The 25666-nt window shown below is 58.6% G+C and carries 19 protein-coding genes and 10 pseudogenes; 14 read left to right on the top strand and 15 right to left on the bottom strand.

Going from position 1 to position 25666, the window contains the following annotated elements:
• The first annotated feature begins 679 nt into the window (after positions 1 to 679).
• The 4 genes and pseudogenes from GGD62_RS38955 (at position 680) to GGD62_RS41300 (ending at position 2974) form a co-directional block, all read left to right on the top strand.
• Positions 680 to 919 carry a hypothetical protein gene (locus tag GGD62_RS38955; protein WP_183714348.1) on the top strand — a complete coding sequence of 80 codons (240 nt, stop codon included), beginning with the start codon at positions 680 to 682 and terminating at the stop codon, positions 917 to 919.
• Positions 867 to 1181 (top strand): annotated as a pseudogene (locus GGD62_RS41785) (recombinase family protein); the annotation flags it as partial. The gene GGD62_RS38955 and the pseudogene GGD62_RS41785, both read left to right, overlap by 53 nt.
• 58 nt (positions 1182 to 1239) lie before the next feature.
• Positions 1240 to 2643: a recombinase family protein gene (locus GGD62_RS41305; protein ID WP_312014334.1), complete on the top strand. Its 1404-nt coding sequence runs from the start codon at positions 1240 to 1242 to the stop codon at positions 2641 to 2643.
• A complete protein-coding gene (locus GGD62_RS41300; protein WP_246800490.1) occupies positions 2579 to 2974 on the top strand; it encodes a hypothetical protein in 396 nt (131 codons plus the stop codon). The genes GGD62_RS41305 and GGD62_RS41300 overlap by 65 nt, the downstream gene beginning before the upstream one ends.
• Here GGD62_RS41300 and GGD62_RS38945 read toward each other — a convergent pair.
• Positions 2944 to 3113, bottom strand: a pseudogene (locus tag GGD62_RS38945) (integrase core domain-containing protein); the annotation flags it as partial. The gene GGD62_RS41300 and the pseudogene GGD62_RS38945 sit on opposite strands and share 31 nt — an antisense overlap.
• A 230-nt stretch (positions 3114 to 3343) precedes the next feature.
• Between GGD62_RS38945 and GGD62_RS38940 the strand changes: the two are divergent.
• From GGD62_RS38940 to GGD62_RS38930, 3 genes and pseudogenes are all read left to right on the top strand, one after another.
• Positions 3344 to 4180 (top strand): annotated as a pseudogene (locus GGD62_RS38940) (transposase); the annotation flags it as partial.
• 179 nt (positions 4181 to 4359) lie between these two features.
• Positions 4360 to 4797 carry a hypothetical protein gene (locus tag GGD62_RS38935; RefSeq protein ID WP_183714344.1) on the top strand — a complete coding sequence of 146 codons (438 nt, stop codon included), beginning with the start codon at positions 4360 to 4362 and terminating at the stop codon, positions 4795 to 4797.
• 90 nt (positions 4798 to 4887) lie between these two features.
• A pseudogene (locus GGD62_RS38930) lies at positions 4888 to 5210 on the top strand (IS5/IS1182 family transposase); the annotation flags it as partial.
• 329 nt (positions 5211 to 5539) lie between these two features.
• Here GGD62_RS38930 and GGD62_RS38925 read toward each other — a convergent pair.
• Positions 5540 to 5722 (bottom strand): annotated as a pseudogene (locus GGD62_RS38925) (integrase core domain-containing protein); the annotation flags it as partial.
• A gap of 496 nt (positions 5723 to 6218) precedes the next feature.
• Positions 6219 to 6494, bottom strand: a pseudogene (locus tag GGD62_RS41295) (integrase core domain-containing protein); the annotation flags it as partial.
• Positions 6495 to 7966: 1472 nt separating this feature from the next.
• On the opposite strand from GGD62_RS41295, the gene GGD62_RS38915 reads away from it, so the two are divergent.
• The 3 genes from GGD62_RS38915 (at position 7967) to GGD62_RS41995 (ending at position 11112) form a co-directional block, all read left to right on the top strand.
• On the top strand, positions 7967 to 8146 hold the full coding sequence (locus tag GGD62_RS38915) for a hypothetical protein (RefSeq protein WP_183714338.1): 180 nt from the start codon (positions 7967 to 7969) through the stop codon (positions 8144 to 8146).
• Between the two features lie 535 nt (positions 8147 to 8681).
• Entirely contained in the window at positions 8682 to 10475 is a 1794-nt protein-coding gene (locus GGD62_RS38910) for a di-heme-cytochrome C peroxidase (protein ID WP_183714335.1), read from the top strand.
• 238 nt (positions 10476 to 10713) lie between these two features.
• Positions 10714 to 11112: an avidin/streptavidin family protein gene (locus tag GGD62_RS41995; protein ID WP_183714332.1), complete on the top strand. Its 399-nt coding sequence runs from the start codon at positions 10714 to 10716 to the stop codon at positions 11110 to 11112.
• A gap of 292 nt (positions 11113 to 11404) precedes the next feature.
• On the opposite strand, the pseudogene GGD62_RS41290 reads toward GGD62_RS41995, so the two are convergent.
• Positions 11405 to 11926: pseudogene (locus GGD62_RS41290) on the bottom strand (IS3 family transposase); the annotation flags it as partial.
• Between the two features lie 134 nt (positions 11927 to 12060).
• Here GGD62_RS41290 and GGD62_RS38890 point away from each other — a divergent pair.
• From GGD62_RS38890 to GGD62_RS38880, 3 genes and pseudogenes are all read left to right on the top strand, one after another.
• Positions 12061 to 13530 (top strand): IS4 family transposase, encoded by a 1470-nt coding sequence (locus GGD62_RS38890; RefSeq protein ID WP_183714323.1) that lies wholly within the window; start codon positions 12061 to 12063, stop codon positions 13528 to 13530.
• A 24-nt stretch (positions 13531 to 13554) separates the two neighbouring features.
• A pseudogene (locus GGD62_RS38885) lies at positions 13555 to 13820 on the top strand (tyrosine-type recombinase/integrase); the annotation flags it as partial.
• Between the two features lie 112 nt (positions 13821 to 13932).
• Positions 13933 to 14076 (top strand): annotated as a pseudogene (locus tag GGD62_RS38880) (transposase domain-containing protein); the annotation flags it as partial.
• A gap of 34 nt (positions 14077 to 14110) precedes the next feature.
• Here the strand turns inward: GGD62_RS38880 and GGD62_RS41990 are convergent.
• From GGD62_RS41990 to GGD62_RS38865, 3 genes and pseudogenes are all read right to left on the bottom strand, one after another.
• Positions 14111 to 14319, bottom strand: a pseudogene (locus GGD62_RS41990) (IS630 transposase-related protein); the annotation flags it as partial.
• A 108-nt stretch (positions 14320 to 14427) separates the two neighbouring features.
• Positions 14428 to 16188 carry a M4 family metallopeptidase gene (locus GGD62_RS38870; protein ID WP_183714317.1) on the bottom strand — a complete coding sequence of 587 codons (1761 nt, stop codon included), beginning with the start codon at positions 16186 to 16188 and terminating at the stop codon, positions 14428 to 14430.
• A gap of 548 nt (positions 16189 to 16736) precedes the next feature.
• Positions 16737 to 18032: a M20/M25/M40 family metallo-hydrolase gene (locus GGD62_RS38865; RefSeq protein ID WP_183714314.1), complete on the bottom strand. Its 1296-nt coding sequence runs from the start codon at positions 18030 to 18032 to the stop codon at positions 16737 to 16739.
• A 1435-nt stretch (positions 18033 to 19467) separates the two neighbouring features.
• Between GGD62_RS38865 and GGD62_RS38860 the strand changes: the two genes are divergently transcribed.
• On the top strand, positions 19468 to 19953 hold the full coding sequence (locus tag GGD62_RS38860) for a prepilin peptidase (RefSeq protein WP_183714311.1): 486 nt from the start codon (positions 19468 to 19470) through the stop codon (positions 19951 to 19953).
• Between the two features lie 433 nt (positions 19954 to 20386).
• Here the strand turns inward: GGD62_RS38860 and GGD62_RS38855 are convergent, their stop codons facing one another.
• The 8 genes from GGD62_RS38855 to gspG all read right to left on the bottom strand — a co-directional run bounded on the left by GGD62_RS38855 (position 20387) and on the right by gspG (position 25660).
• Entirely contained in the window at positions 20387 to 21031 is a 645-nt protein-coding gene (locus GGD62_RS38855; protein WP_183714308.1) for a general secretion pathway protein GspN, read from the bottom strand.
• Positions 21028 to 21591: a type II secretion system protein GspM gene (gene gspM / locus GGD62_RS38850; protein WP_183714305.1), complete on the bottom strand. Its 564-nt coding sequence runs from the start codon at positions 21589 to 21591 to the stop codon at positions 21028 to 21030. The genes GGD62_RS38855 and gspM overlap by 4 nt, the downstream gene beginning before the upstream one ends.
• Positions 21588 to 22523, bottom strand: a complete 936-nt coding sequence (locus GGD62_RS38845) for a PilN domain-containing protein (RefSeq protein ID WP_246800489.1) — start codon at positions 22521 to 22523, stop codon at positions 21588 to 21590. The genes gspM and GGD62_RS38845 overlap by 4 nt, the downstream gene beginning before the upstream one ends.
• A gap of 128 nt (positions 22524 to 22651) precedes the next feature.
• Positions 22652 to 23590, bottom strand: a complete 939-nt coding sequence (locus GGD62_RS38840) for a general secretion pathway protein GspK (RefSeq protein ID WP_183714299.1) — start codon at positions 23588 to 23590, stop codon at positions 22652 to 22654.
• A complete protein-coding gene (locus GGD62_RS38835) occupies positions 23590 to 24306 on the bottom strand; it encodes a prepilin-type N-terminal cleavage/methylation domain-containing protein (RefSeq protein ID WP_183714296.1) in 717 nt (238 codons plus the stop codon). The genes GGD62_RS38840 and GGD62_RS38835 overlap by 1 nt, the downstream gene beginning before the upstream one ends.
• 5 nt (positions 24307 to 24311) lie before the next feature.
• Positions 24312 to 24701, bottom strand: coding sequence for a type II secretion system protein J (locus GGD62_RS38830; protein ID WP_183714293.1), 390 nt, complete (start codon positions 24699 to 24701; stop codon positions 24312 to 24314).
• Positions 24694 to 25155 (bottom strand): prepilin-type N-terminal cleavage/methylation domain-containing protein, encoded by a 462-nt coding sequence (locus GGD62_RS38825; protein WP_183714290.1) that lies wholly within the window; start codon positions 25153 to 25155, stop codon positions 24694 to 24696. Before GGD62_RS38825 ends, GGD62_RS38830 begins: the two co-directional genes overlap by 8 nt.
• Positions 25148 to 25660, bottom strand: a complete 513-nt coding sequence (gspG, locus tag GGD62_RS38820) for a type II secretion system major pseudopilin GspG (RefSeq protein WP_183714287.1) — start codon at positions 25658 to 25660, stop codon at positions 25148 to 25150. The genes GGD62_RS38825 and gspG overlap by 8 nt, the downstream gene beginning before the upstream one ends.
• Positions 25661 to 25666: the final 6 nt, after the last annotated feature.

Raw genomic sequence — 25666 nt, 5'->3', positions numbered from 1 at the left:
CACTGGCGAGGGCCATGATGAGGCGGCACATTCTTCCGACCTCGAAGACGACAAGGTCCGGTACCCAGGGCAGTTGACAGCGATTAGACGACAAGCTGTTCAGGATAGTTGCTCCCCCGCGCCATTCTATCGGTGCGCGAGGGGTATGATCTGCCACGGAATTTTCATCCAGCGATAGTTAGACTCTCAGGGTCTTTGTAGCGAGACCGAACTTTGGACCACCCAGAACTAGAGTTTTGCGCCTCTGTCACGTTGGCGGGCTGGTTGCGCCGACGTGGTTGTGCAGCGAAATCGGCGGTCGATTGCCGATCGCCCCATGGGGCCGTTCTTCGTTATACAACAAGGCTCAAGAACGCCCACAGGATCGTTCTTCGCGAGGTTCTTTATCGACATCATCCCTGGTTTGGTCGCCGAGTTTGCGTTCATGGAAGGGTCGAGAAGGCTGATGATGTCGCTTTCCGCGGCTCTCTTGATGGATCGAGAATAGATCGTTGCTTGGAAGTTCCAGCGTGAATGTTCGACCGGACGGCATGCCCTGACGCTGAGCCTTTGACAGCTCAGCCGTTTGTCAGCGTTCACGCACTTGCTGCGCTCTCTACGCTTCTCGGTCTGGCGTTGAAGGATCGAACGCCATCAGCTGCCCTGCTTTCTGGCGCCGACCAGAATCGGGGAGAGACTCATGTCACGGCAGACGGCAGTGCCAGCGAGCGGATACCGACACAATCGACAACCGCGGCCGCAGCAGCAGATGGATCTGTTCGGGAGTGGCCTGTCGAACGGCGCCATCGGCGCGCCCACATGGCTGGATCTGCCCGCAGAAGCGCGGGCAGCGCTCACGAGCCTGATGATGCAGTTGATCCTCGACCATGCAGCGATGGCAGCGACGCCGCCCGCGAAGGAGGTCGATCATGATCTCTGACAAGGTCAGGCCTCATCATCTGGAGCGCAAGGCGATTCTTTACGTGCGTCAGTCTTCGGCCCATCAGGTGTTGCACAATCGCGAGAGCAGCGCGCTGCAATACGCCATGCGAGACCGGCTGACGGCACTCGGGTGGTCAGAGATTGAAGTGATCGATGATGATCTCGGTCGTTCAGCTGCCGGCGGCATACAACGCGCCGGATTCGAGCGAATGGTGGCGGAGGTCTGCCTCGGCAAGGTTGGTGCGGTTTGCGCCCGCGAGGTCTCGCGCTTCGCCCGCAACAGCCGGGATTGGCAGCAACTCATCGAGATGTGCCGGCGTGGTCGATACCGTTCTGGTCGATCAAGAGACCATCTATGCGCCAAGGCACGGCAACGACCGCCTGCTGCTCGGACTCAAGGGCAGCCTCAACGAGTACGAATTGGATCTGTTGCGCCAGCGCTCGCTCTCGGCCCGCTACGAGAAGGCGCGCCGGGGCGAGTTGGTTGTGACAGCGCCGGTCGGCTTCGTGAAGGCCGGCGACCGTTATGAGAAAGACCCGGATCGGCGCGTCCAGGAAGCGATCAAGCTGGTCTTCGACAAGGTCGAGGAACTGGGCAGCGCGCGACAGGCGCTCTGCTGGCTCTACGAGTACGATCTCGATCTGCCGGTGAAGCAGACCAACGGCGACACGGCCTGGCGGCGACCAAACTACTCTGCCATCCACCGGATCATTGAGAACCCGGTCTACGGCGGCGCCTATGCCTATGGTAAGACAGCTGTGGCGGCGGGATACAGCACCACGGGCGTGAGCGTGAAGATCCGCCGCAAGGCGCGGAACGAATGGCTGACGCTGAAGCCCAACACTCACGAAGGGTATGTGAGCTGGGAGAAGTTCGAGGCGATTCGCACTATGATCAGCAGCAATGTTCCCACCAGTCGGCATCACGGCGCGCCCAAGCATGGTGACGCGCTGCTGGCCGGTCTGATCCGCTGCAAGCGCTGCGGTCGCAAGCTCACACTTCGGTACTCCGGCATGGAAAACCATATCCCGCGCTACAGCTGCAGCCGCGCCTGGATGGACAATGGTGGGGCCCACTGCATCGCCTTCGGCGGACTGCGCGTCGATGACGCCATCGAGGAAGCACTGCTTGGAGTCGTCGGTCCGGGCGCTGTCGTTGCCGCAAGCGCTGCCGCCCAGGGAGCCAGGGAACGGCGCGATCAGGTACGCGATGCCCTCAGTCGCGACCTCGAAGCGGCGCGCTATGCCGCCGACAGGGCTTTCCGGCAATACGATGCCGCTGATCCCGCGAACCGGCTGGTGGCCAGTGAGCTGGAAGCCCGCTGGAACAGAGCGCTCGCTCACGCGGCGGAGGTTGAGGCCAAGATCACCATGCATGATGCGGCGATGCCCGCACCCCTTGCTGATCCAGCCTCGCTCGGCGTTCTGGCCTCGAAACTCAAAACGGTCTGGGATGCGCCGACGACGGATGCTCGCCTCAAGAAGCGCATTGTGCGCACCCTCATCCATGAGGTCGTGGCCGATATCGACGACGCGGCCTCGGAGATCGTTCTCGTGGTCCATTGGGTGGGGGGCGCCCGCAGCAAGTTGCGCTTGCCGAAGCGCCGGCGCGCGCAACAGCACCTCTGCCGATATCGTCCAGGCCGTGCGTCAACTAGTGCTGATAGCCAGCGACGATCTGATTGCCGGCCTCCTCAATCGCAACGGCCTCAAGACCGGTAACGGCAATCGCTGGACCCGCGAGCGCGTCACGTCAATGCGCTCGAACCACCACATCCCGGTGTTCAAGCCCGCCGAGGACGGGATCGAGCCATGGCTCAACCTTGGCAACGCCGCAAAGCTTCTGAAGATCGCGCCCAAGACGCTCCGACTGGCCGCTGAAGCCGGCGAGATCGAATCCATCCATCCTCTGCCGGATGGTCCTTGGATCCTCGCCCGCACCTGGCTGATAACAACTGCTGCTCAATCTATCGCCGAACGAGCGCGACAGAACCCAAAATACCCCGCGGGATCGCATCCCGCTCAACAAAATCTCTTCTCTTCAATCACATAGCCAGATGGGTGTTCTGATGCGCAGTTGTAGTAGCGCCAAGTCTCCAGTTTTCCTGGGCGTCCGCAAGGAACAGGAACCAGTGGGCGTTGAGACATTCGGCCCGGAAGCGGCCGTTGAAGGCCTCGATGAACGCGTTGTCCGGCATAATGTAGCCGGTGTCCCGGTTTCCAGACTTGATCTGACCCATTAGCATAGACCGATCCGGGCATCGGGGCTCCGCACGCAAGTGCGGGCAGGCCGTCGCACTGACATGAACTGCGAGTTCGAGGTCGTTATGGCCGCCCCTGCAACTAGCCCGGATGCGCTGCGAGCGCGGATCCGTAATCGTAATGCCCGCAGCTCCCTTTCGCACTAACCATGGAGGGAAAGATGCCCATCATTGGCATGGACATCCATCGCGTGGCCGAGGCCGTGGCGTTGCTCGAGGTAACGAAGCTCGGCCGCATTCCCATGACCCGTGACAGCTTGGGGGCTTTCGCCAGGAAGAAACTCACCCATGATGATCACGTGGTCGCCGAGGCGACCGGCAATGCCGCGGCCGTTGTCGAAGTTCTGGCACCGTATGTCGCCGCGTTGTCATCGCCAACTCGAAGCAGGTGCGGTTGATCGCGCACGCAAAGATCAAGACGGATGCGATTGATGCCGCCGTGCTCGCGAAGTTGTACGCCACCTGATTTCTTCCGGAGGTCTGGGTACCCGATAAGCGCACTACGGCCCTGCAACGCCAAGTGGCGCGCCGTACGCAGCTCGTGCGTCAGCGGGGACGCTTGAACAATCTCATTCAGTCGATCCTTCACGCCCACCTCATTCCGTCCTGTCCACACCTCAACTTTGTAGGGATCAGCGGTCGCGGGTGGATCGCCGCCCAGATAGTCCCTGCCGACGAGCGTGCCGCAATCGAGCGGCACCTGGCGCAGATCGACCTAATCCCGGGTTCGTGAGGGAAGTCGGCGGGTATCGCGCGTGAAGCGATGTCCGATCATTCGGCGGCTGATGACGCTCTCGGGTGTGGATATGACGGTGGCTTCGGGCGTGGGCGCGGCCGTCGGCGACATTCGGCGCTTTGCCGATCCGACCAGGCTGGTGAGCTACCTGGGGCTAAACCCGAGCGTAAGGCATTCTGGCGAGGGTTCCGCCTACCATGGCAGGATCACCAAGCAGGGCCGCGGCCAAGCTCGCGGAAAAAGACTGGCAACATGGCGCGCTCCATCATCTTGTCAGCTTGCGCCTAACTAAAAGCCGAAGCGGGGCATTCCACTATGCTGTCGAACAGCGTTCTTTGATGTAGTTGGCACGGACTTTGATAGCTGCTCCTCACACGAAAAGGGCGATGACAATGAAGACTCATATGTCAGCGTATGGCGTAACGGAACTAGAAGAACCAAATGAATAGACGCGCTCTGGTCATTCTGCTTAGCGCCACCATTACGTCGCCGGCGTTTGGCTGGGAAATCCACCGCTTCGAAGTGCTCCCGGGACGCACTGCGATCGTTGCTCAACTGAGCAGCGTTGGCGCGACGCTGTATGTCGGCTGCATCAAGGGCGAAGCAACGCCGATCCTGAAGTTGGATAAAGATGTCGGCCCGGGAAGGATTCCCGTGACCTACAGGCTCGACGATGGTCCGATAGTGCAGCGCTATGCCATGGTAGGCCACGAAGCTTGCTATCTCTGGATTTGGCCATTGGATGCCGGTGAAGCAGTCGAGCGCCTACGGAACGCAAGCCGACTTACGGTCCACGTACTAGGTTACTTGACCGTCGATTTCGACCTAAGCGGACCTCGCGAGCTACCTCAGTTCAGGTGCGCGCCCTTTCCTGTCTGAGCTCAAGTCGCGTGAATGTGGGGCGATTATTAGCTTGGGTGACGGCCTAGAGAGTCGTCCGTGAACAAGCCTCTAAGCGATTGAGCGGGCCTTGACGGCACCGAAACGCTCGCCGGCTGTTCGATCGAGCGGGCCTATGTCGACAAGGGATACCGCGGCCACGACGCACAAAATCCCGGTCGCGTCTTTATCTCCGGCCAGAAGCGCGGCGTCTTCGGTATCATCAAGCGCGAGCTGCGCTGCTACCTCAAGGGCCACGCAGGAGATGCCGATGCCGCCAACGTCATCCTCTCGGCCGTGGGCCACAACTTCCGCCGAATCCTTGCCTGGCTCAGAGATCTCTTGTGCCTCTGCCTGTTCCAGCTATATGGCGCATGCTCGCCTGTCCAGCCCCGCCCAAACCGGCTTCTTAAGGGACGACTAGAGAGTTGCAACGCTAGAAACCTGACGACCTCGACCACGCGAAATCGACCGTCGCCGCCGCGCCCCTTCACGGGGCATTATCCTCTTCTCGCTTGCGATGGGCGGATTTGCGATCGGAACCACTGAATACATCGATTAGTTCGGCGCCATTTTCCGGCGCCCCCTTGGCTCGCCGAGCCGAGCGCGTGCCTACGTGGTTGGGCGCGGTACTAGGTGTTTAGTTTCGGCATTTGCTGGAGCGGGTTGAGTTTGAATCGTTCCAGCTGGGGGCTTTACGATATTGTCGTTGCGTCGGGAGGGCGTAGCCCGACCACGTGCCGAAGTAAGCCTCGTCGGGCGTGCGCCCGTCAAGGCTCGAGTGAGGTCGTCCCAGATTGTAGAAGGCCAGATACTTGGCAATTGATGCTCGCGCCTCGGATACGCTGTCGTAGGCGCGGAGATAAACTTCTTCGTATTTGACCGTGCACCAGAGCCGCTCGACAAACACGTTGTTTCTGCAGGCCCGCATGACTGTCGCCGACGATATTGTCGTCGCTCTGATCAAGTTATCAACATTTGTCTCAAGACTAACAACGGGGGCTGGTAGTCGTCAGGGGACGCGCTTGCACGGCATTTCAAGGTCCGCGTGATGACCCGTGTCGGCGCGATTTCAGGACCAGCCTTCTGCGCGCGTCCTCAATGATCCTCTCTGCATCGTCGTTGGTCGGAGCTTTCACCGGGCCTATCCATCAGAGGGACCTGGGCTGGGACGGCGGGCTCGTTGACTGTTCGTACAGTCTGGCGGATTCGCACACAGGAGTTGGCCGGCCCACCTCGTGCTGCAACACCGAAGGCCAAAGCTGGAAGACACAGGTAGAAAAATAACCGAACGACCTTCGGATGAAATACTCCGCGAGGAGTTTTTCACCCGGCATGAAATTACCTATGACAGTCTCTCGAGGCGAGATGGGCGAGTCGCGTTTTCGCGTCAACGGGATCAACGGCAGGGCCAGATGGGCGTTCTGATGCGCAATCCATCGCGCGATTCCGGCTTTGGCGTGGTGGCCATCCGAATAACCCTTGAGATAGATACCCTCGTATTTGAGCGGGCGCCACAGCCGCTCGATGAGCACGTTGTCCTTCCAGCGGTCGCGACCGTCCATCGAGATCCTGACGCCGGTGGTGGCCAGCGTGCCGGTAAAGGCGGCCCTGCTGAACTGGCTGCCCTGGTCCGTATTGAAGATCTGAGGTCGCCCGGAGCGCGCCAAAGCCTCTTCGAGCGCAGAGCACACACACGGGTCTACTTCAGTATCATCCCCAGACCCAGGGTCGAGCGCTGGCCCCAGACCTTCAAGGACCGCATTCTGCTCGACAACTACTACCTGCCCGGCGACCCCGAACGGCAGATCCGGGTTCAGTGCCAGTTATGTTTTAAGCATGCTTCCTGCGAATTGGAACAGAATGGGTTACGGCTCAACCCCGCAAGCTTGCATCCACTCTCTACAAACAACACGCGATTATGGCTGAGCCAATCTAGCCGGTGAATGTGCGGCAGCGTGTCCTTCCTGCAAAACGGTCCGCGCGCCGCCGCCCTCCTCGCGAGGCATCACTTGAAGGTGCCGCGCTTGCCTAGCAGCTGCGGCAGGAACTCATCGGCACTCACCAGCTTTTCTTGAATCCTGCTGTCAGACTCATGTTGATGCTGCCTTGCGCAGTCTCCCGGATGGCGCCGGAGATGGTAATACCGTTGGACAGCGTCTGCTCGGCCCCAAAGCAGCGCAACGGTTTGTTGTCCCTAGCCGACATGGTCTCGCCAATGACAAAGCTCGTGCCGATCCCGGTGATGTGACTTTGGCAGAGTGATGGAACTCATAGTGCCGAATCACATGCGGCATTAGCCCGAAAAGCGGCATGTGAACCTTAAAGACATCGGAGTCGATCTGCAGAGCGAGCAAATCATCCCTCCGCAACGGCACCGACTTGATGATGGAGATACTGATCTTGCTACTCTGCTCGCCCGAATCGAAGCGCGCGCCCACTACGGTTTTATCGCAGATGGAGCCCGCGCCGGGAGCGGTGGCTGCAGCCCAGGCGGTGCCGGAGGATTGCGGCACGCTGCCGGCATTAGCGGCCTTCTCAGCCCACAATTCCCATGCTGTGGTAGGCTCCCGCGCCAAAACCATGTCGGCGCCGATCCGAGTGTCCCAGATCGGAAAGATGACTTTTTGACCGCGACTGCGTAGGTGCCATTTGATTTCTTACTGAACGACCAATTCCTTCTCTCGCCCGGGGACCCAGCTTGTGCGGCGCGCGGCAGCGCGACCAATATAGACGCGAAAACGAATGCGATCGCCCGGAGCGCGGCTTGGCTCTTCCTGACACGAATTCTACAATGTGGCCCGCGATGGACTCCGCAAGATGCGGAGCGAGAAATGCGTTTGTCATTCTGAAGGTCTCGTCGCCGGCGTTCTCTCGTGTCCTTACAATCTGATGCCACGCTCGATTCAACCCCTTTGAAGTAGAACCGGTTACTCAATTGTCACTTTCACTTTTTACAATCTGCGCTTCGAATGCGTACGTTTCAGTACTGCGTCGCGTCTTTGATTTGCCTCAAGTAGACTGTGAATGCTGATCGAAATGTGCCCCTCAATCAGTCCATCTCGTGGGCTAACGTCTTAATTTGCAGGTGCAGGAAGAATGACCCCGGAGCCGATCGGCGTCAGACCCCCGCGCCGATTCACACATATTGGCTCTGTCGAAGAACGGCATGCCTATCAAGCAGATCGTGCATCAGACGGCCAGCAGGAAGCTGGTGCGACAGGTGGTTCGTGGCGAACGTCACGACGTCTTCCGAACCCGGCAAAGTTCTTTCGATCTGCACTTGCCATGGCTCGACGATCAATGGGGTGCGACCGCCGCAATGGAGCTGCACTTTGGCGCCGCTTAACAGCGCGTGGCTTTCGAGGCTCGCTCCGCGTCATCAGCGAGTGGGCGACCCGCAGACGACGAGCGGAAAAGACCGACACACAAAACCTGCAGAGGATTCCGTCGGCCAGATCGCGCGCCTAATGACAATCGGGCGGGTCTCGCTCACCAAAGCGGAGACCCTCACGGTCGCGGTATCGAGGCTGGCGTGCCTACCTTGGTCGAGGCCGCGAGATCATTGCCGAATTCTACCTGATGATCCGCCGCAAGATCGAGGCGGGTCTCATGACCTGGATCGAGCGCGCCCGCGCTAGTCTGGTCGCCTCGTTCGTCAGCGGCGTCGCGAAGGATGAGGCGGCGGGCGATGCAGAGGCAGCCGGCACTACAAAACTTGGTAGGTTGAACTTAGTGGGTCTGAGACCTTTAATGTCACATCATCAGGCGACCTGTATTCTGAGGCCAGGGTAAAGGACTGAGATCAACTTGCCGCAACGGCGAGAGGACCTTAGGACCGCGAGCAACTCTTCGGGCGACTTTGCAAGACGGTGGGCCATACGATGCTTCGTGTTCTCTTTCTGATCGGCTTAACCGTTGCTGCCACGACAAGATCGAGCGCACGCGGCGCGGACGCCATTCCATTTTACGTTGACCAAGGTCCAGATTGGACCGCGACGGCGAGAGCGGACTTCTATGTGCGCGATCAGGGCTCGCGTTTGATCGCGCTGTCTTGGATGCAGGCGCTAAAGCAAAGGAACGGACAACCGTTTCTCGCCGATGGTTTGTCGCGGTACGGCTATCTCCCCAATCCCGGCAACAAGGCCAGCCTTCCCATCGGCTTTCATGCCTCCGGTCCTGAAGGTTTCCAAACTGTCGGAATGACCTGCTCAGCATGTCATACGCGCCAGATCGAAGTCGACGGCAATATGTATCGTGTCGATGGCGGTCCCGGACTCGTGGACTTCTACACGCTACTTGGTGATTTGGACAGAGCTGTCGGCGATGTGCTTGCTAGCGATGACTCGTTTGCTCCGTTTGCTGCAGCTGTTCTGCACTCCGCAAATCCCGATACGGCCGATCTTGAGGATCTTCGCCGGCAGGTAGACAGGTGGTACTTGCGGTTTCACACGCTTGTGGTGCGAGCCCTGCCCAAAAGCGGCTGGGGAGTAGGCCGTCTGGATGCTGTGGGGATGATCTTCAACCGCTTATCCGGACTGGACATCGGTCCGCCCCCCGATTTCATGATCCCGGAAAACATAAAAACGGCTGACGCTCCCGTAAGATACCCATTCCTTTGGAATGCGCCGCGGCAGGACAAGACGCAATGGCCGGGATTTGCAAAGAACGGAAGTGACATCTTGGGGTTGGCCCGGAACGTTGGCGAGGTTCTAGGGGTCTTCGCTACGTTCGAGCCCAGGCGTCAGGGAGCGGTCATCAATTTCCTCAATGGCAATTCCACCAATTTCGACGGCCTTAGCGAGCTTGAAAGCCTCGTGAAGCGAATCGGCCCTCCGAAATGGCCCTGGAAGATTGACGCTGCCTTAGCCATCCGGGGTAAGATGATTTTCGAAAGAGGTTCCGATGAAGGGGGATGCAGCGGTTGTCATGGGATTGAAGACGGCGAGCAGCGCTTTCCATTCATCAAAACATGGAGAACCGTGGTCCAGAACGTCGGTACTGATACACGTGAGTACGATGTCCTCGCCTGGAAAGCCAAGACGGGCGTGCTGAATGGAGCGTACATTCCCTTCTCGACCGCTCCTCTTAAGGAGAAGGATCAGGTTCTTAACATTCTCGCGACCTCGGTGATTGGTTCGATCGCAGACCACCTGCTGGCCGATGGCGCCCCTTCCACCAACGCACGGGTCGCGACGGCGCCAGATCCGGGGTCGTCGGAGACCCCGGAGTCTCTGGGGTTAGTAAGACTACCGCCGACTCTGCAGGATCTGGTAACGGCGTTCGACGCTGTCAGCACTTCGGAAGAAATCAAAAAAGCCAAACGCAAGGGGACAGAGAAAGCATCGCGCAGTCGACTCCCTCCATGGGGCGCCTACGAGGCCCGCGTTCTGCAGGGCATCTGGGCCGCCGCACCTTATCTTCATAACGGCTCGGTTCCTACCCTGGCGGAATTGCTCAAACCATCCGGGCAGCGCAAATCGCAGTTTAGCATTGGAAGGAAGTACGACATCGAAAACGTTGGTCTTGCCGCCACCCAGGAGCCTCAAAGTGACTCACTATCCCTCACGGATTGTAATGACATCAATTCTGGAAACAGCCGATGCGGCCACGAGTACGGGACGAATTTGAGCGAACAAGACAAAAAGGCGCTGCTCGAATACCTAAAGACGCTGTGACCCGCTGCGTCGTTCGCTCTTTGAGCATTCTCAAGAGGTGGGCACCCACCGTCGCTCGAGAAAAATGAGGCCGTCGGCAAATCCACCTCCAGAAATCCGGCGAGCTACGAAGCGAGAACTTTTCGTGGGCGAGGTGCACTTCTGGGTTAAGTGTGGAAGCGAATCGCATGGCCGTATCGTCAGAGCGAACCTATATCCGGCAGCCTTTGTGCAGTTGCCTAACGCCTAGGGGAATACCATGACACGCTTGTTTGTGCTTCTGCTCTTTACCGTCATATCGGTATCTGCTCACGCGCAGTTGCCCGTCCCCTCCACATGGGTGAATCAAAGGGGCTCGCTTCTCTTGATCCAGACGCTAGACCCGTCAACAGGAAATTTCGCGGGGACGTATGTCAACAACGCGACTGGATTTTCGTGCCGGGGACTGCCTTACCCTGTCGCAGGTGTCGTCACCGCAAACAGAATAGATTTCTACGTCAATTGGACGGCACCCGCGGCCCCAGACTGCAAAACAATTACGATTTGGAACGGTCGTGAAGCTGCTAATAAGATTCCAGCTGGTTGGACACTATATTACGTGGGATCGGACTGGCAGTTTCACAAAATGACGGGGCGTGACTTGTTCACGAGGAGGTAGACCAAACTGCTTCAAGTTGTTCCTCCCTTGTCAGGGGAGCGAGCGAGCTCCGTCACTGCGTGTATGCGCCTTCTCCGCCGACGTGATGATGGGCAACACAAAAGGCGAGATCGGCATTTTCTCCTGCCAGTCGTTGGACAGAGTTCGGAATCTGTCCGTCGTCAGATAATTTGAGACTGATCAGGCTTTTCGAGAAGGGAGGCTCTGGCTCATCAGAGGTAAGAGTTTAAGAGAGCTGGCCCCGGTTGTTTGAACAGAATTTCCGCGTGGATAGGTGGAGCGTCTGCCGTGGTTAGGCTGCCATGCGGAGCGGCAGCGAATTGAAGTAGGCTTGATCCGGAGTGCCGCCGTCAGGGCTCGAGTGAGGACGCCGGCTATTGTAAAAGTCGAGATATCGGCCGAAGAGGCGCGGGCATCGGACACCGTGTCGTAGGCGCGCAGATAGACCTCCTCGTATTTGACGCTGCGCCACAGCTGCTCGATGAACATGTTGTCCATCCAGCGCCCGCGACCGTCTATCGAGATCCTGACGCCGGTGGCGGCCAGCGGGCCGGTGAAGGCGGCGCTGGTGAACTGGCTGCCCTGGTCGATTGAAGATCTCAGGCCGGCCGAAGCGCGCCAAGGCCACTTCGAGCGCTGACACAAGAACGATGTGTCCGTCCTGTTCGACAGGCGCAAGGCCAGCACCGCACGGCTCGCCCAATCAGATGATCGCCACCAGATACAGAAAGCCCTGGCCGATCGGCACATAGGTGATATCGGCCGCCCACACTTGATTCGGTCGGTCCATCACATGGCGCAGGAGATACGGGTATCCATCCGGCGAGTCTTTCAATTACCCACAAATGCTTGATTCGATTGCGGTAGTCCTGATCGAAAAATCTTGAATCGGATGAATCGCTTGTGATTCATTGTCGGGCACCTGAATCGCGACGGCGAGGTGCCTTGATGTGTTCAAGCGGAACGACGTGTCGTTGGTCGGCCGGCCCGGATGATGGTGATGAAAGTGCCGTCGAACATTGGACGGAGCGCGAGATCGACAAGACAGCGTTCAAGGATGCCCGTCTTGGTCAACGATTTAGCGAGCTGTTGAAGCAAATTGGTGACGGCATGGGCGGGAGCATACCGTTCGCCTGCCAGGACTGGGCGAACACGAAAGCGGCCTACCGCTTCTTCTCCAACGATCGCGTGGAGGAAGCCGACATCCTCAGCGGTCACTTCGCCGCCACGCGCGCGCGTTACGATGATTGTAGAGGCCCGATCCTCCTTATTCAGGACACGACGGAATTCTCCTACCAGCGCGCGAACACGAGCGCTATTGGCCTGACAAAGAGCGTCAACAGCCGCCGGGACAAGGACGGCCGTTGGCGCCATCACACGGTCTGCGGAATGCTGATGCATTCTAGTCTCGCCGTGACTGTCGAGGGCCTACCGCTGGGATTGGCGGCGGTGAAGTTCTGGACACGGAAGAAGTTCAAAGGCACGGCGCAGCTCAAGAAGAAGATCAACCCGACCTGCGTTCCGATTGAGAAGAAGGAAAGCGTTCGCTGGCTCGACAATCTCAGGCAATCGATCGAGCGGCTCGGACAGCCGGCGCGTTGCATTCATATCGGCGACCGCGAAAGCGACATCTACGAATTATATTGCCTGACGCAGGAGCTTGGCGCCCACTTCCTTGTCCGCGCCTGCGTCGATCGCCTGGCAGGCGATGGCGGTCATACGATCGCAACCGAGATGGGAGAGACCAGCGTCAAAGGCTTGCATTACATTGACGTGCGAAACGACAAGGGAGAGGCGACGAAGGCCGCGCTGGAAATCAAGTTCAAGCGGATCGTGGTCTTACCTCCCATCGGGAAGCAGAAACGCTATCCGGCCCTCGACCTGACGATAATCCATGCCACCGAGCGCGGTACGCCAAAGGGCCGTAAACCAATTGAGTGGAAGCTCATCACGGACCTAGCCGTCCGCAGTCGCTCCGAAGCAATCGAGAAGATCAACTGGTACGCCATGCGGTGGAAGATCGAGGTATTCCACAAGATCCTGAAATCGGGCTGCAAGGCGGAAGACTCAAAACTCCGGACCGCGGAGCGACTTGCCAATCTAATGGCGGTCTTCTGCATTCTCAGCTGGCGCGTCCTCTGGCTCACCATGCTCAATCGCATCGCCCCGGACGCGCCACCGAAGCTCGCATTGACGAATACCGAGATCGCATTGCTCGATCGACTCATCAGCGGCGCCAGCCATCGACGATGTCGCCATGGAACCCTTGCATTTTATCTCACCAAGCTTGCACGATTGGGTGGCTACCTGGCCAGGGCGGGCGATCCGCCGCCTGGAAATGTTGTCGTCTGGCGCGGCCTCTCAAGACTCACAGATCGAACTTGGCGCCGAAATCGCAACGGCTGGAAATGTGGGTAATTGAAAGCCTACCGGGGGCTTACCAAGAGTTGCCCGTCTTTGAAGGCCAAGAGCGTGTCACCGCACGTGCTGAGGCACAGCGCTGCGATGGAACTGCTGCAGGCCGGTGTCGACTGCTCCGTGATCGCGCTGTGGCTCGGTCATGAATCGGTCGAGACGACGCAGACGTACCTGCACGCCCACCTCGCCCTCAGGAAGCTGCCCTGGCGAAGCTCAAGCCGTACGAGCGCGGCAAGCGAACCCGCTTCCAGCCGAACGACCGCCTGCTCGCCTTTCTGGAGGCGCTCTGAACGACCAGACTATGCCGAATGGAATGGGATGCCCTGCACGCGATCGACGGTGCCAGCGTGACAACGGCGAGCCATACCAAACCCGTTCCGCATAGTTCGGCGGGCGGCATAAACCGCCAAGATGAATGACATTGACCCGCAAGCCTGGTTGTCTGACGTTCTGCACCGCATCGCAGAGCATCCCGCCCACCGGCTCGACGAACTCCTGCCGTGGAATTGGCGCGACACGATCCGGCGCGTCGATCAGGCCGCCTGAGTGGTCCTGCCGCGATTCTCACCGAGTGCTTACGAAGCCAGTCCCGCTCGCAAGACAGCACGTAGGGACGATTACCGCCCGTCGGCTGGGCCGCGGCGCTTCCAGTCGCAGGAAACCGTGCGACCATTTCCCTACGCTGGCAACGCTGACCTTAAAGGTTGCCGCCACTGATCGGCAGCTCTCCCCAGCCGCCACCGCAGCAATCACCCGCTCGCGCAAATCAAGCGAATAGGCTCGTCCCATGGGATGCTGGCCTCCAGCCCAATCAGCATCTTCAATCAGAACCCGCCTGATTCGGGAATCCCAATCGATTCAGCCCCAGACAATCACGCGCTAGGAGGCCATACGCCGTCAGTTGACCGAGCCGGCAGCGGCCTGCCCAGAGACACAGTCCCAAAGCGCTATGTCTTCAAGCACCTTCCCGGCGCCCTGAGCTGCAGCCACAGTGCAACTGATCCCTACGTGATCAAATGCAAAGACGACATCTTTGGTTTGATACTTCAGCTTATGCGCTGCGCGGAGCACCCCTTCGGCTCCAGTTTGAAACGTGGCGTTCATCGTCCAGTAGGCTTGATTTGCGACAGCAAACGCGTGAAATGCCTTCCTGATATCCCAACCAGAGCGTTTGGATAAGATACAAAACACCTTGTTATAAATTCCACTGGAATGGTGTACGTCCAATCTATCATTGTATTTGGAGACGTGGTCTATAGAGATGCCATCCTGTGGCGGGTTGCACATATCTCGGAGGGCCGCGCCAGCTTTTTTCGTAACATCCGCCCCCACCCTCCAGTCAGCCCCCGATCTTCCGAATGCATCGCCATACTTCTGGAAGTAATAGTACTCAGCCGCTTCTCCTGCCATGTCGGAAAACGACTCGTTCATTCCACCTGACTGGTACCGATATTCGAGGTTCGAATTCTGCGCTGTGAACCCATGCGACACTTCGTGGGCAACAACATCCAAGCCGACGAGAGGATAGAACATCGTTTCCCCATCGCCAAACGTCATTGAGCTGCCATTCCAAAATGCGTTATCTACATTCTTAGAAAAGTGTACGCGCATATGCAGTTTCTGCTTCAAAGGACTGACGCCGTACCAGTCTTTATACATGTCCACAACAACGTTCCCGAAAAATTGGGCATCATTGAGCGGCGAGAACGCGCCATTGGTACCATCCCCTGCGTTGTTGTAACACCTAAACTCAAAAGGCTTGTTCGTAGCGTCTTCTTCTCCAGAGTTGTTCATGTGTTCGGTGAAAACATCTGGGCTATCCATTTGGCAGGTGGTGCCCTGCTCGCTCACCTCGAAGGGCGGAAGTGTTTCACTTCCATAGGTGTACTGTCCAGTCTTGGCATTTCCGCCTGGCCCCGTTCCTTTTTGTGCGTGTTGTATGTTTTCATAGGAACTCACCGTTTCGCCTGTGATAGCGTCGATAAACAGCACAGGGCGTGTCGGGCGTGGCCCTGCGGTGCCGTTCTGGATAGTTGTATAGAACGACGTGCGGTACACCAGCCGCACGCCGCCATTCTTTTGGACGAGATAGGCGAGATCGGCCTCTTCATTTTCGTAACTGCTCGCGCGAAGCGTTGGAGCAGAGGAGAGCACAATCTCCTTAGCTTTTTGAAGCGCCTGCTGTTTGGTGATCTTCGCGGTCAGGCCCGGACCTAGATTGTAGGCCGCAGTTCCGCTTACGGCAACAATTCTCGTGCCATCAGCAGATTTTTCAGCAACGATCTGCTGGCCCCACACGGGAATTCCGTTGTGCTGCTGCTCAAGGCGGAGAGTGGCGCCGGAACGATTAGGCAGCGCCTTAAGAGACGAAGCAGTATCGAGCTCGAGCAATCCGGCAACAGAGGCCTCAGGTGACATTCCTTGAGCTGCTGAACCTAGGGGACCGTTTTGGGGTAAGACCTTATTCACCTCACGAATTTCGGCGGCGGTAGCTGACCCTAACGAGGCACTCAGTACAAAGCACGCCAGTACATGGATACGGTTGTGACGCATGACACTCTCCTCAAGCTCGTTTAATAGTTTCGCTGCATTGAACGTAGTGGACGTAATTGCTGCCACCTGATCCACCCAACTGATCTGCTGTGGAACCACGATCACGCCACATCGAAAATGTTCGCTTTGCAGGTTCTTTGTAAGCGCGCGTGCTGCAGTTGGCATTGCCGGCGGATGGACAGACTCGCATGGCGCACTGAAGCAATCCTCGGCTACCCGGCGCGCTCATCTTCCAGCCGTCACTTACGAACTCTCGCTCGAACGTCAATTGCCCGACCGCGTGGAGCTTCTCCACGTCATCACTGCGTGCTGAATGAGCTCTACCGCTTTGCAGAGCGTCGTCTGATGAGGAGACATTGCTCCCCGCTCCGAGCCGCCGGACGTGATTGGTTGTGAGACACCTGCCCTGACGAAGCACCGATTGTCGGACAACCTCCACTTTGCACCTGAATTGCGCAGGCGTTTCGCTGCCGCCGCGCAACCGTCAGCCAGCAACGCCGCGACAACTGAGCTTCTCCCGTTCATGTGGCTGAGTTGAGATTGGTACGAGCGCATCAGCGATGATTCGATGCTGATCCACTGCGATGGCAGCAAGCTTTCCCGGCCGTGAACCACATTCTGAACCTGCATACTCAATGTCATCTCTCCCATAATCAGTTGCGATAGCTTTCGCGACCATCGACGCCTTTTGCTGTTTCGATCAGAAACTCAACTGCGAGCTTGGCGAAGCGGGCGGCTTTCGCCGGATCCAACTTGGAGACCAAGTCCTCCGACGTGTGAATGTATGGATTGCTCTGCTCGCGCGGAGACTCGAACGGCCAGGCTGCGCGGATGCCATTACTCGTCCACGAGACATGATCAGAGCATGCGTAGCAGCCCTTAGTTTCAGCGTGCGTAATCGCATGAGCACCAGAATGGTTGTATTCCTTTAGGAGCTTAGTGAGAAAGCCATTTAGTTCGGCGCTGGCGTGATCGTTCACCAGGTAGATGTCCCGGGCGTCCTTGCCGGGATTGAAGCCGGTCATGTCAAACTGCAAGGCCGCAATTACCTTTTGTCCGCCTTCGCTTTTGCTTTCGGCCGCGTACTTGGCCGCGATTTCTGCGGAACCTCGAAGCCCCACCTCTTCTGCCGAGTAGGCCATAAACTTAATAGTCCGCTGCGGTTTGAACCCTGTTTCCATCAGCACACGAAGCGCCTCTGTGACGACTGCGACTCCGGATGCGTCGTCGTCAGCACCAGGTGCATTCTCTTTGGGGTTCTCTCTATTCTTCCAATGAATAGAGTCGATATGCGCGCCAATCACCACCACTTCATCCGAGTGGGACGCGCCTCGGATTGTTCCGATAACCGAATTCTGAAGCCAGTCGTGATGCGAAAATAACGCGACGGTGAAGTCTGGACGCTCCTGTCCCATGCTCTGCCATTCTCTACGAACAAACTCAGCCGCTTCTTGCCCTTTAGACGTTTGGTAGTGTCGCGTCCCGAAACCTTGGAGCATTGTGATCGTGCTGACGATCTTATCGCCCTTAACCCGGTCAAGGGCGCGGCCAACGGTACTCTGCTGATCAAGCGCCTCCGGAAGGGGAGCTAAGTAGCGAAATCCGGGCTTATATGCTGGGTTGTCCGCCTCCTTAAGGGCCGCCTCGCGCGAGGTGTGGACAGTGAAGCCGCCGCAGCGCGGGCATGCGCGGTGCATCCAATTAGAAAATCTGTCTAGGTCGCTTTCAGCGATGTCAGCAACCGACATGCCGTTGATCACTTGAAAGGTGGGAACAACAAGATCGTCCGCAACTGATTGTCGGCTCGCAAGAGACCGCTGCGCGGCATCTGCCACGTTGTTGCCCGTGACAATCCAAAGCCTTGAGGACTGTGCATAAGTACAGGGACTGCCCACCAGCAACATGGCTAGAGCAGTTAGAATTATCCTTGAGCATCTCATTCCTGTCATGTCCACTCCTTTTCGCCGACGTATGAGCATGTTGATGACGCAACCGCGCTAGCGAGGTCACAGTAGTTGCCGGACAACCCGTCGTTCAGCGGTGACTAGCCGTCGCTCCGCCTGAAGATGATGTCCTCTGCGAGAATTGTTGTGGTCGCGCGAACAGAGCAAGCGGCGTGCCAAATCGAAATTACAACATTACTCGCGCTTCGCAGCATCTGGGTGGCGTCGCAGCTCGATATTGGCCTAACCCTGACAATCGGCACGGCTAGTGACCGACAATTCGTTGAAGAGTCAGCGACGAAATCGCGACTATTCAGATACTGTGCAACCGCCGCGGCTGAGCGCACCGAATTGAAGGACCGGGAGCCGGCGGTGGGGATCCGGCGCCATTGGGTCTGTCTCAATAGAGAACCACACCGGTCATGGCGCCATGTTAAATTCACGCAAATAGCTAGGTTTGTGCTCGAGTTGGATCGTTCGAAACGGGCCGGCGCTCACGGTGGGTTGCGACCAGCGCTGCAAGCAATCAAACGCCAGCGGGCGCTTTGTAATGGCCGGGCGGGCAGCTGTGGTCAGCTTCGTCCCACTCAGCCGCATCGGATTGCTGCTGGTTCAACAGCACCGTTCGCATGAGAGCAGGCCCGATCAAAAAACTACTCGAACTCGGACGGCTGCTGGCGTTGCCGGAGCGACGCGGATCATACTTTCACTGCGGCATATTCTGCGTGTGGCCGGGGGCATCCACACGGGACCTAGCGTCAGGACCTCGTTGTAAATGCGCGTGCGTTCAATAGATGATCCCCGCAGATCGCCCTGCCAGCGCTACAATCTCCAGACGCGACGCTAGCGGGGAAGAGGATGAAAATTGCAATGCGGCACTCCGGGCGCCTGGATCGCCGTTGTTGTCGAGGGGCACTCAATCGACACGAAACTATTCCCTTCCGCCGCGGCCCAAGGCCTGCAAAGCGGTCGAGTGAATGTGTCGCTGATGTCGAAATCCTCGTTCGGACTGCCCCGTGTTCGGTCAAACCATGCGGCCGGACCTGCAGTTAGCTTGCTTGTATGTGGCGAAACCGCCTTCCGCCTCCAACGCAAAGGAGCCGAAAATGGACGCCTGATAATTCCTTTGCTCGGGTTGCTGCTCGCAAAGGCGTTACGCATTCCGACGCCGCTGCTGCGCGCGGGATACCGTCACCCAGCCTTCGCCGACAGTGCAAGCAGTGTGCGCCTCAGACTGATTGCATGCCCATTACGACCCGGCTAAGCTCTTCGCCTGCCCATGTGCATCCCAATTACACTCTCCTGGCACTCTAAGTTCGGCCGAACCGATTCCCCATGGCAACGCGCGCGCTCCCCGACGCTGGGAAGCTGGGCGGCCGCTTGCCACCCCTCGTCCGCATTGTGAGCCGGCGCTCCGTGTCGTCGTCATGCCGGACCCTTCATGACAAATTTGACCAACACGATTTGCTATACGCTGCTGCTATTTGCGTGTGGCTGGCTGATCTGGACGGATCTCCGCCATGGCATCATCCCTGATTGGATCAACGGCTCGATTGCGGCGCTGGGACTTGCGAGGACGTTTGCGATGGAGGGGGCTCTTGGTCCACTGATCGCGGGCAGCCAAGGCCTAATAATAGCTGCCCTGCTCCTGCTGCTGAGAGAATTCTACTTCCGTTGGCGCAGCATACAGGGGCTCGGCCTTGGTGACGTCAAGTTTCTGGGCGCCGCTACGCTTTGGACTGGACTAATCGACCTTCCGCTTCTGTTGCTTTCCGCAAGCGTCGCGGCGCTGTCCGTTGTCCTCTGTCTCCATCTTGTCGGGCAAGGCATCACCGCCCGAACGTCGATCCCGTTCGGACCCTTTCTGGTGGTTGGCCTATTCGTCGTGCTTGTTGTGCAGGCGAGCGTTGAAAGTATCCTTTTCTAGATTTATCAATTTACTGACCGTTTATTCCCGAGACGCAAATAGCTTGTCGGACAATCGCAGCGCACAGCGATTGCTTCAGCCGTGCTGCCTCGCCCAGGCGAACGCTCTGTCGCAAGAGTGGTCACGCAATCACGGAAATTGATGTCAACGGCGGTTGTGGCATTCATTGGGAATATGAAGGTGCTTCACGGATCCCGAGCAACAACATGCTCGCGAGTAGCTCCTAGACTTTGACGAACTATCGCGCTTACCGGAGATCCGACCGAGAACGTCGTCAGGGCACAGGTGAGCCGATGCCGCCGAATGCGCTCGGACATTGAAGCCACGCAGCGACGTGCCGCAAAGACCACACTCATTCATTCCGCGACTTTCGTGGATTGCAGTAAGAGGAACCACAGGCGCTGTTTGGAGGACCGGATGTTGGATCGGACCACTACTGCAGCTGTCGAGGTCCCAGCTCCCATCCGGCGGGCGTCGACTTCAAAGGCAATAACTGGATATCTCCCTCACTTCCTTTTCCAGGCTGGGGCATAGACATGATCGCCTTGTTGGAGGCCTTTTCCAACATCACCTCGCGAGGTTGCACCTCGCGTAGCAACCAGCCATCGTGCTGTTCGCCGACCCTCATCCGAAGCGGCAGCTTGCTGGATTGGTCGACGAATATCCCGTAGCTCTCGAAACCTCCCACAACGGTTCCAACCAGCGAGAGCGCCGGCTTCTCCGGTCTCTTGGAGGACAGCGGAGGCACGGGCACAGCGGCAATGGACGTCGATGGGGGAACCAGCGCCCGTCGTGAGGGCGAGAAGATGGGACGATCTCGGGTGGGGGACAGCGAGGTCAATGGAATGCCCCACAAGGGATTGGCACTTGGTGCAGGCTCCTTCGGCGCCGACACCGAGTTGACGTTCAATGAGGGGGGCTCAGGCTTGTCGGCTCCTGCCCCACCCTCCCGCTGCACTATCGAAGCCGTGTCCGTCACTTCCTCGCTTTTCAGAGCCGCCAAGGCCGTGCAGACCGACAGGTTTGTCGTGCCCGCTATGATGGCGGCCCAACGGATCATTGCGATAGGGCGCATCATTCGCCGTCCCGCCACTGCCCCGACACTGTGAGCGAAACGCGCAGCTTTCCTGGCCGGGTGGTCGTGACAGTCAAGAACGTCTCGACCGAGAGCTGCTTCACAAAGAGGAATGGAAGACCGGCTTCCAGATCATAGAGCAGTTGCTGTAGGGCTGGTTGTTCGATCTCGCAACTCGTCGCTACACTAATGAACCCTGTTTTCGAATCGTTGCCCTGCAGTTCGACCTCGGTCGACAGAACGTGGCCCCCAGCTTTTGTGACGGCGCCCACCACCCTTCGCACGAGCGCAGCGCCTGCGACCGTCACAGTCTTTCCTTCGACAAAAGAGGAGCCTCCAGGCGCGGTCAGATTAGGCTCCTCGCGGCGATCAGGCCGAACCGCTCGTCCCTCGAACTGAGCCAATAGCTCTCCAGCGTCGCGGAGCTGGTCGTATCGGGCAAGTAGATCGGTGATGGCGCTTGCGATTACCCAGAGGAGAGCGAGAGCTACGATAGCATAGCCTGACGCGGCTGCGGCGGTTGATGACCGAAATGCCACGCGAAAGAGAGCGGATCCTCTCATGTGCTTCCCTTGAAATAGGGATTCACACGAACCTCGATGTGAAACCTCTCGCCGGGCTCGTTCGATGATCTGGTGGTCGGTGCGAAAAATGCGGCTCGGCTGAACTGCGGTGACTGCTCGATCAGCTGGATCAGCGTCGGGGCGTCCTGAGTCAAACCAATCAGTTGCAGCCGTTCTCCCTCGACACGCAGTGTGGTGACATAGGTACCATCTGGCAGAATGCTCGATAGATGATCCAGAACCAACACCGTCGCTGGCGTAGCCTGCTTACGCCGAGCGAGCAGCGTCTCGGCGGTTGATGCAGCATCACTCGGATCGCCCCTCACTGCTGCCCGCTGACGGGCGATCGTACTGCGCAGTTCTTGCAATGCTCCGTCTGCTTTGGTGCCGAGCACCATGGTTATTATCAGCACCAATGCGGTCGCAGTCGCAGCGCCGAGCAGAGAAAACTTCAGGAGTTTCGCGAGGTCTCGACGACCGCAGATTGCCGAACGAAGGCCTGCGCTGAAAAGCGTAATCGGATGCAAGGACAGCTCGCGATGTGTATGGATCGCGACTGTGGCAGCTCCGACATGATCCGCGAACTGGACCAGTGGCTCTACCGTGGCACGCGACACCGCCGCTAAAATGAGGCCGATGCGCTCATTGGGAACCGACTGAGGCTCACTAAAGCCAAAGAGCGCCTGTTCGGCACTCCAGGGCGTCAGTCGATCGATCCGTGAACGGATCATTCCGTTTAGAAATGGTTCTGCCTGCTTTGGAAAGTCGAGCTGCCGAACCAGAATCTGGTTCGGCGCGAGGTAAATATCCATTACGCACCCACGCAGTACCCCAATCCATTTGCTGGGCAGGGTATGTTCGCCGGCCATCCGAACTTGGGCATTCTCTGGTTGCAGCTTGCGTGCGGAGTATTGCAGCAGCTGTAGCGTCAACCCGTCCGCTCCGTCGTGGCAAGCGCTTACACGCCGGCGCCGGTGGACGCGGTTCGCGATCGCTTCAAGAGCGCTAGCCACCGCCGCACACCACGCGGTAAGCACCGCTTCGATGTCACTTGCCAACTTCATGCCCCACGGCGCACGCCGCGCGCGTCCCGTGTTTGCGCGCCCTCATCCTCGTGCGACAGAACTCGATAAGGCGATTTCCCTTCGCCCAATTCAATTACGACCACCGACGATCGCCGCCGACCATCGGCTGCCTCTGATGACACACGCAACCTCCACGCGTTGCTCTTGCCCGCGATGACCCTGGCACTTGAGGGTACCAGCGCCTGCGCAACAGCAGCCGGATCGGCGGACAACGCTTCTCGGGACGCGAGGAAATCCTTCAGGATCAGCGGCGTCATTCCCGGAACTGAAGCGACCACCTCCGCCGGGGCGGACAAGATGTCTATCCCAGGCGAGCCGCTGAAGACCGTGACAAACGGCATCACTCGGTCAAACAGCCAGGACGGTAGCCCCAGCACTAGCAGTAGCTCGTCGACATGGACGAAGGGTGCCAGCCTCGGTCCATATTTACGTCCCGCCGCGGCATAGAGCGCCTCTTCCGATTGCGCAGCCGCCTTATCCACCGGCTTGGTACGCCACGACAGCACCCTATCGGCATAATCCTGCGCCGCTTCGGCGTCTGCTCCAAGGATGTTGAAGAGATTAGCAATCATCTCCTTCGGCGCGGCATTGAGATCGACACGGGCGGCCTCCGTTAGGAACGAGACCGTCACAATGTCACCACCGAGCCGGATGCTGAATCCACCACGCCTTGGTCGCTCCTCACTTTTCGCCATGAGCAATTGATAAGCCGCTAACTCAACCCCGGCGGCGACCAACGCTTCTGCTTGCAAGGCGTCATCATCAATCCGCAACGCTCGCACCGAGCTCGAAAGATATTGTGAGAATACCACGACAAGCGCTGCCAAGGCTGCTAGAAACCAGAGCACCGCCACCAGGATGAAGCCATCCCGAGAGCCATCCTTGCGTGATGATTGCCGTTTCCACTGCAACATCATTCGCTCCGCTCGCCACCGAAAGCGGCCTTCGAGTCCGGCTCGTCCGGCCTCGAGCTGACGCAGTCCCTCTCACCTTCAATACATTCCGCAGCCGGAGCATCGACATGAATCCGGACCACTCTCGACATTACGGCGAGTCCGCCGCGACTACGATCGTGAATAGTAAGGCGAACGGCAGTCGGGAGCCGACCCACCCCATGCCAATCCGGCCACCATGCGAGGCTCGCATCCGCATAGGCAAAGGACAGTCGGAAGGGAGGAGTAAGCAGCACCACTCGATCGGAGAAATGCAGAGTCTCGGAAAGTGAAACGCCGACGGGCAAAGGGGTGAAGGGGGTTCGCGAGCGCACGAGCGCAAGATCGGGTCCATTAGCAGTTTCGCCGATCTGGACGATGTCAAGGCCGGGTCCGACATTCGGTCCAATCGCCCTGCTGACAAAAATCACCCCTAGCTCCCCCCCTTCAAACAGCGGCTGGGGCTGCTCGCGATTGGACGGGACAAACTCCGCTGCCGAAAGATCGTTGGCTATTCGGCGCAGCGCCAAACCGAGCATCTCCGCACGCTGAACACGATTGATCCCGCGATTCCACGCTGGAAACCATTGCGACGCCATCGTCGCGAGCACCGAGATCACGAGCCCCGCGACAACGAGTGCAGCCAGCGCTTCGACCAGGGTGAATCCTGCCCGATCGTCACGATGTTCTGAAGCCACACACATCACCGTGCAGTCCGCACCAGCCGCACTGTGCGCACATCGACGACGGCGCCCGTTGCCGAACGGAGACGCAGCTCCAGCATGCGAGGAATCCAGCCCGCCTGACCGGCGGCGACGTCCCAGCCGGCCCCCATCGGCGCAATCAGAACAGTCCACTCGCCGGAGCCGGACGCACCGCGCAATGTACCGGTTAGAAGCCGATTGCGGTCCGGAACCGTAGTGACAAAAACCGCGTTCGCCTCCTGGATGACTGAGACCCTCTCCTCGATCTTACGAACGGCACGCATGCTGGTTGATACAACAGCGCCAATCAAGCCGAGCGAGAGGCTGAGCACCGCGAGCGCGACCAGGACCTCTATCAGAGTGAAGCCAGCATCACTCTTTTCAGCCATTGACGAGGGAACGAGAGACAACCTCAATCCTCCCAGTCAACCAGTCGATCCTGATCTCGACACGCAGGTCAGCCCGCCACAGCCCAATCACACCACCGCAGGACAGGCCGTCCGGAAAGAAACTGATCGTCGATAAGACCGGACGTTGGTTGCAGCTGCGTGGCAAAATCGCCTCGAATTCGACGTCGTCCGGTACCTGGACGGCAGCGGAGCTGGCGCCCGAACGAATCGCCCGGCCTGGCGGATCAACGAGAGTATCGACCCTGACGCCACCGGAGACCGACATCGCGCGGTCGCCCTTCAGAATTGAGGCGCCCGCAAGAGCATAGGCCTGCAGCCTTGCCTTGGAGGTCTGCCGCGGCACGAACGGTAATAGCACGGCCACGATCATTCCGATGATCGCGAGCATGCAAACCACCTCCAGCAATGTAAAACCGCGTTGACCATCACTCATTGCGTGCACTCGTCTGCCCACCGAGCGTAATGTCGGCAGCCGTACCGCTGCCTCCCTCCTGAGCGTCGGCCCCGTAGGATATAATCTCGTATGGGCCACGCTCGCCGGGGGAGCGATAAACATAAGGCGTATTCCAGGGATCGGCGGGGATCGCGCCACCTCTCAGGTACGGGCCGTTCCAGGCCGCAATGCCGGCGGGCCGGTTCGCCAAGGCTCGCAACCCTTCTGATGTAGAGGGATAACGACCGGCGTCCAGAAAAAACAGGTCCAGCGCGCTCGCGAAGCTCTGCAACTGAATCTTAGCTGCCTTCACCTTGGACTCACCGAGATAATTGAGGACCCTTGGCCCGATCAGCCCCATGATCAGGCCTATGATGGTGATCACTACCAGCATCTCAGTCAGCGTAAATCCCCGCTCGCCGTCGGCGGCCCTCGCCGGAATATGACATACAAGTCTAGAGCGGTATGCACGACGTTCCACGACCCGCTGGCATTCTGTTGTCATGCTGAT

It is taken from the genome of Bradyrhizobium sp. ERR14 (genome assembly GCF_014198235.1).
In the GTDB taxonomy this organism is placed as follows: Bacteria; Pseudomonadota; Alphaproteobacteria; order Rhizobiales; family Xanthobacteraceae; genus Bradyrhizobium.
The sequence above is the reverse complement of the archived record's forward strand: the minus strand, read 5'-3'. Positions and strand labels throughout refer to the sequence as shown.

What these genes read in the sequence shown, in the direction of transcription:
- GGD62_RS38840 (WP_183714299.1), bottom strand. Translation starts at nt 23,590, where the DNA reads ATGTTGCAGTGGAAACGGCAATCATCACGCAAGGATGGCTCTCGGGAT.
- GGD62_RS38890 (WP_183714323.1), top strand. Translation starts at nt 12,061, where the DNA reads ATGTGTTCAAGCGGAACGACGTGTCGTTGGTCGGCCGGCCCGGATGAT.
- GGD62_RS38915 (WP_183714338.1), top strand. Translation starts at nt 7,967, where the DNA reads ATGCCTATCAAGCAGATCGTGCATCAGACGGCCAGCAGGAAGCTGGTG.
- GGD62_RS38955 (WP_183714348.1), top strand. Translation starts at nt 680, where the DNA reads ATGTCACGGCAGACGGCAGTGCCAGCGAGCGGATACCGACACAATCGA.
- GGD62_RS38825 (WP_183714290.1), bottom strand. Translation starts at nt 25,155, where the DNA reads ATGAGTGATGGTCAACGCGGTTTTACATTGCTGGAGGTGGTTTGCATG.
- GGD62_RS38935 (WP_183714344.1), top strand. Translation starts at nt 4,360, where the DNA reads ATGAATAGACGCGCTCTGGTCATTCTGCTTAGCGCCACCATTACGTCG.
- gspG (WP_183714287.1), bottom strand. Translation starts at nt 25,660, where the DNA reads ATGACAACAGAATGCCAGCGGGTCGTGGAACGTCGTGCATACCGCTCT.
- GGD62_RS38865 (WP_183714314.1), bottom strand. Translation starts at nt 18,032, where the DNA reads ATGACAGGAATGAGATGCTCAAGGATAATTCTAACTGCTCTAGCCATG.
- GGD62_RS41995 (WP_183714332.1), top strand. Translation starts at nt 10,714, where the DNA reads ATGACACGCTTGTTTGTGCTTCTGCTCTTTACCGTCATATCGGTATCT.
- GGD62_RS38860 (WP_183714311.1), top strand. Translation starts at nt 19,468, where the DNA reads ATGACAAATTTGACCAACACGATTTGCTATACGCTGCTGCTATTTGCG.
- GGD62_RS38910 (WP_183714335.1), top strand. Translation starts at nt 8,682, where the DNA reads ATGCTTCGTGTTCTCTTTCTGATCGGCTTAACCGTTGCTGCCACGACA.
- GGD62_RS38830 (WP_183714293.1), bottom strand. Translation starts at nt 24,701, where the DNA reads ATGGCTGAAAAGAGTGATGCTGGCTTCACTCTGATAGAGGTCCTGGTC.
- GGD62_RS38855 (WP_183714308.1), bottom strand. Translation starts at nt 21,031, where the DNA reads ATGATGCGCCCTATCGCAATGATCCGTTGGGCCGCCATCATAGCGGGC.
- gspM (WP_183714305.1), bottom strand. Translation starts at nt 21,591, where the DNA reads ATGAGAGGATCCGCTCTCTTTCGCGTGGCATTTCGGTCATCAACCGCC.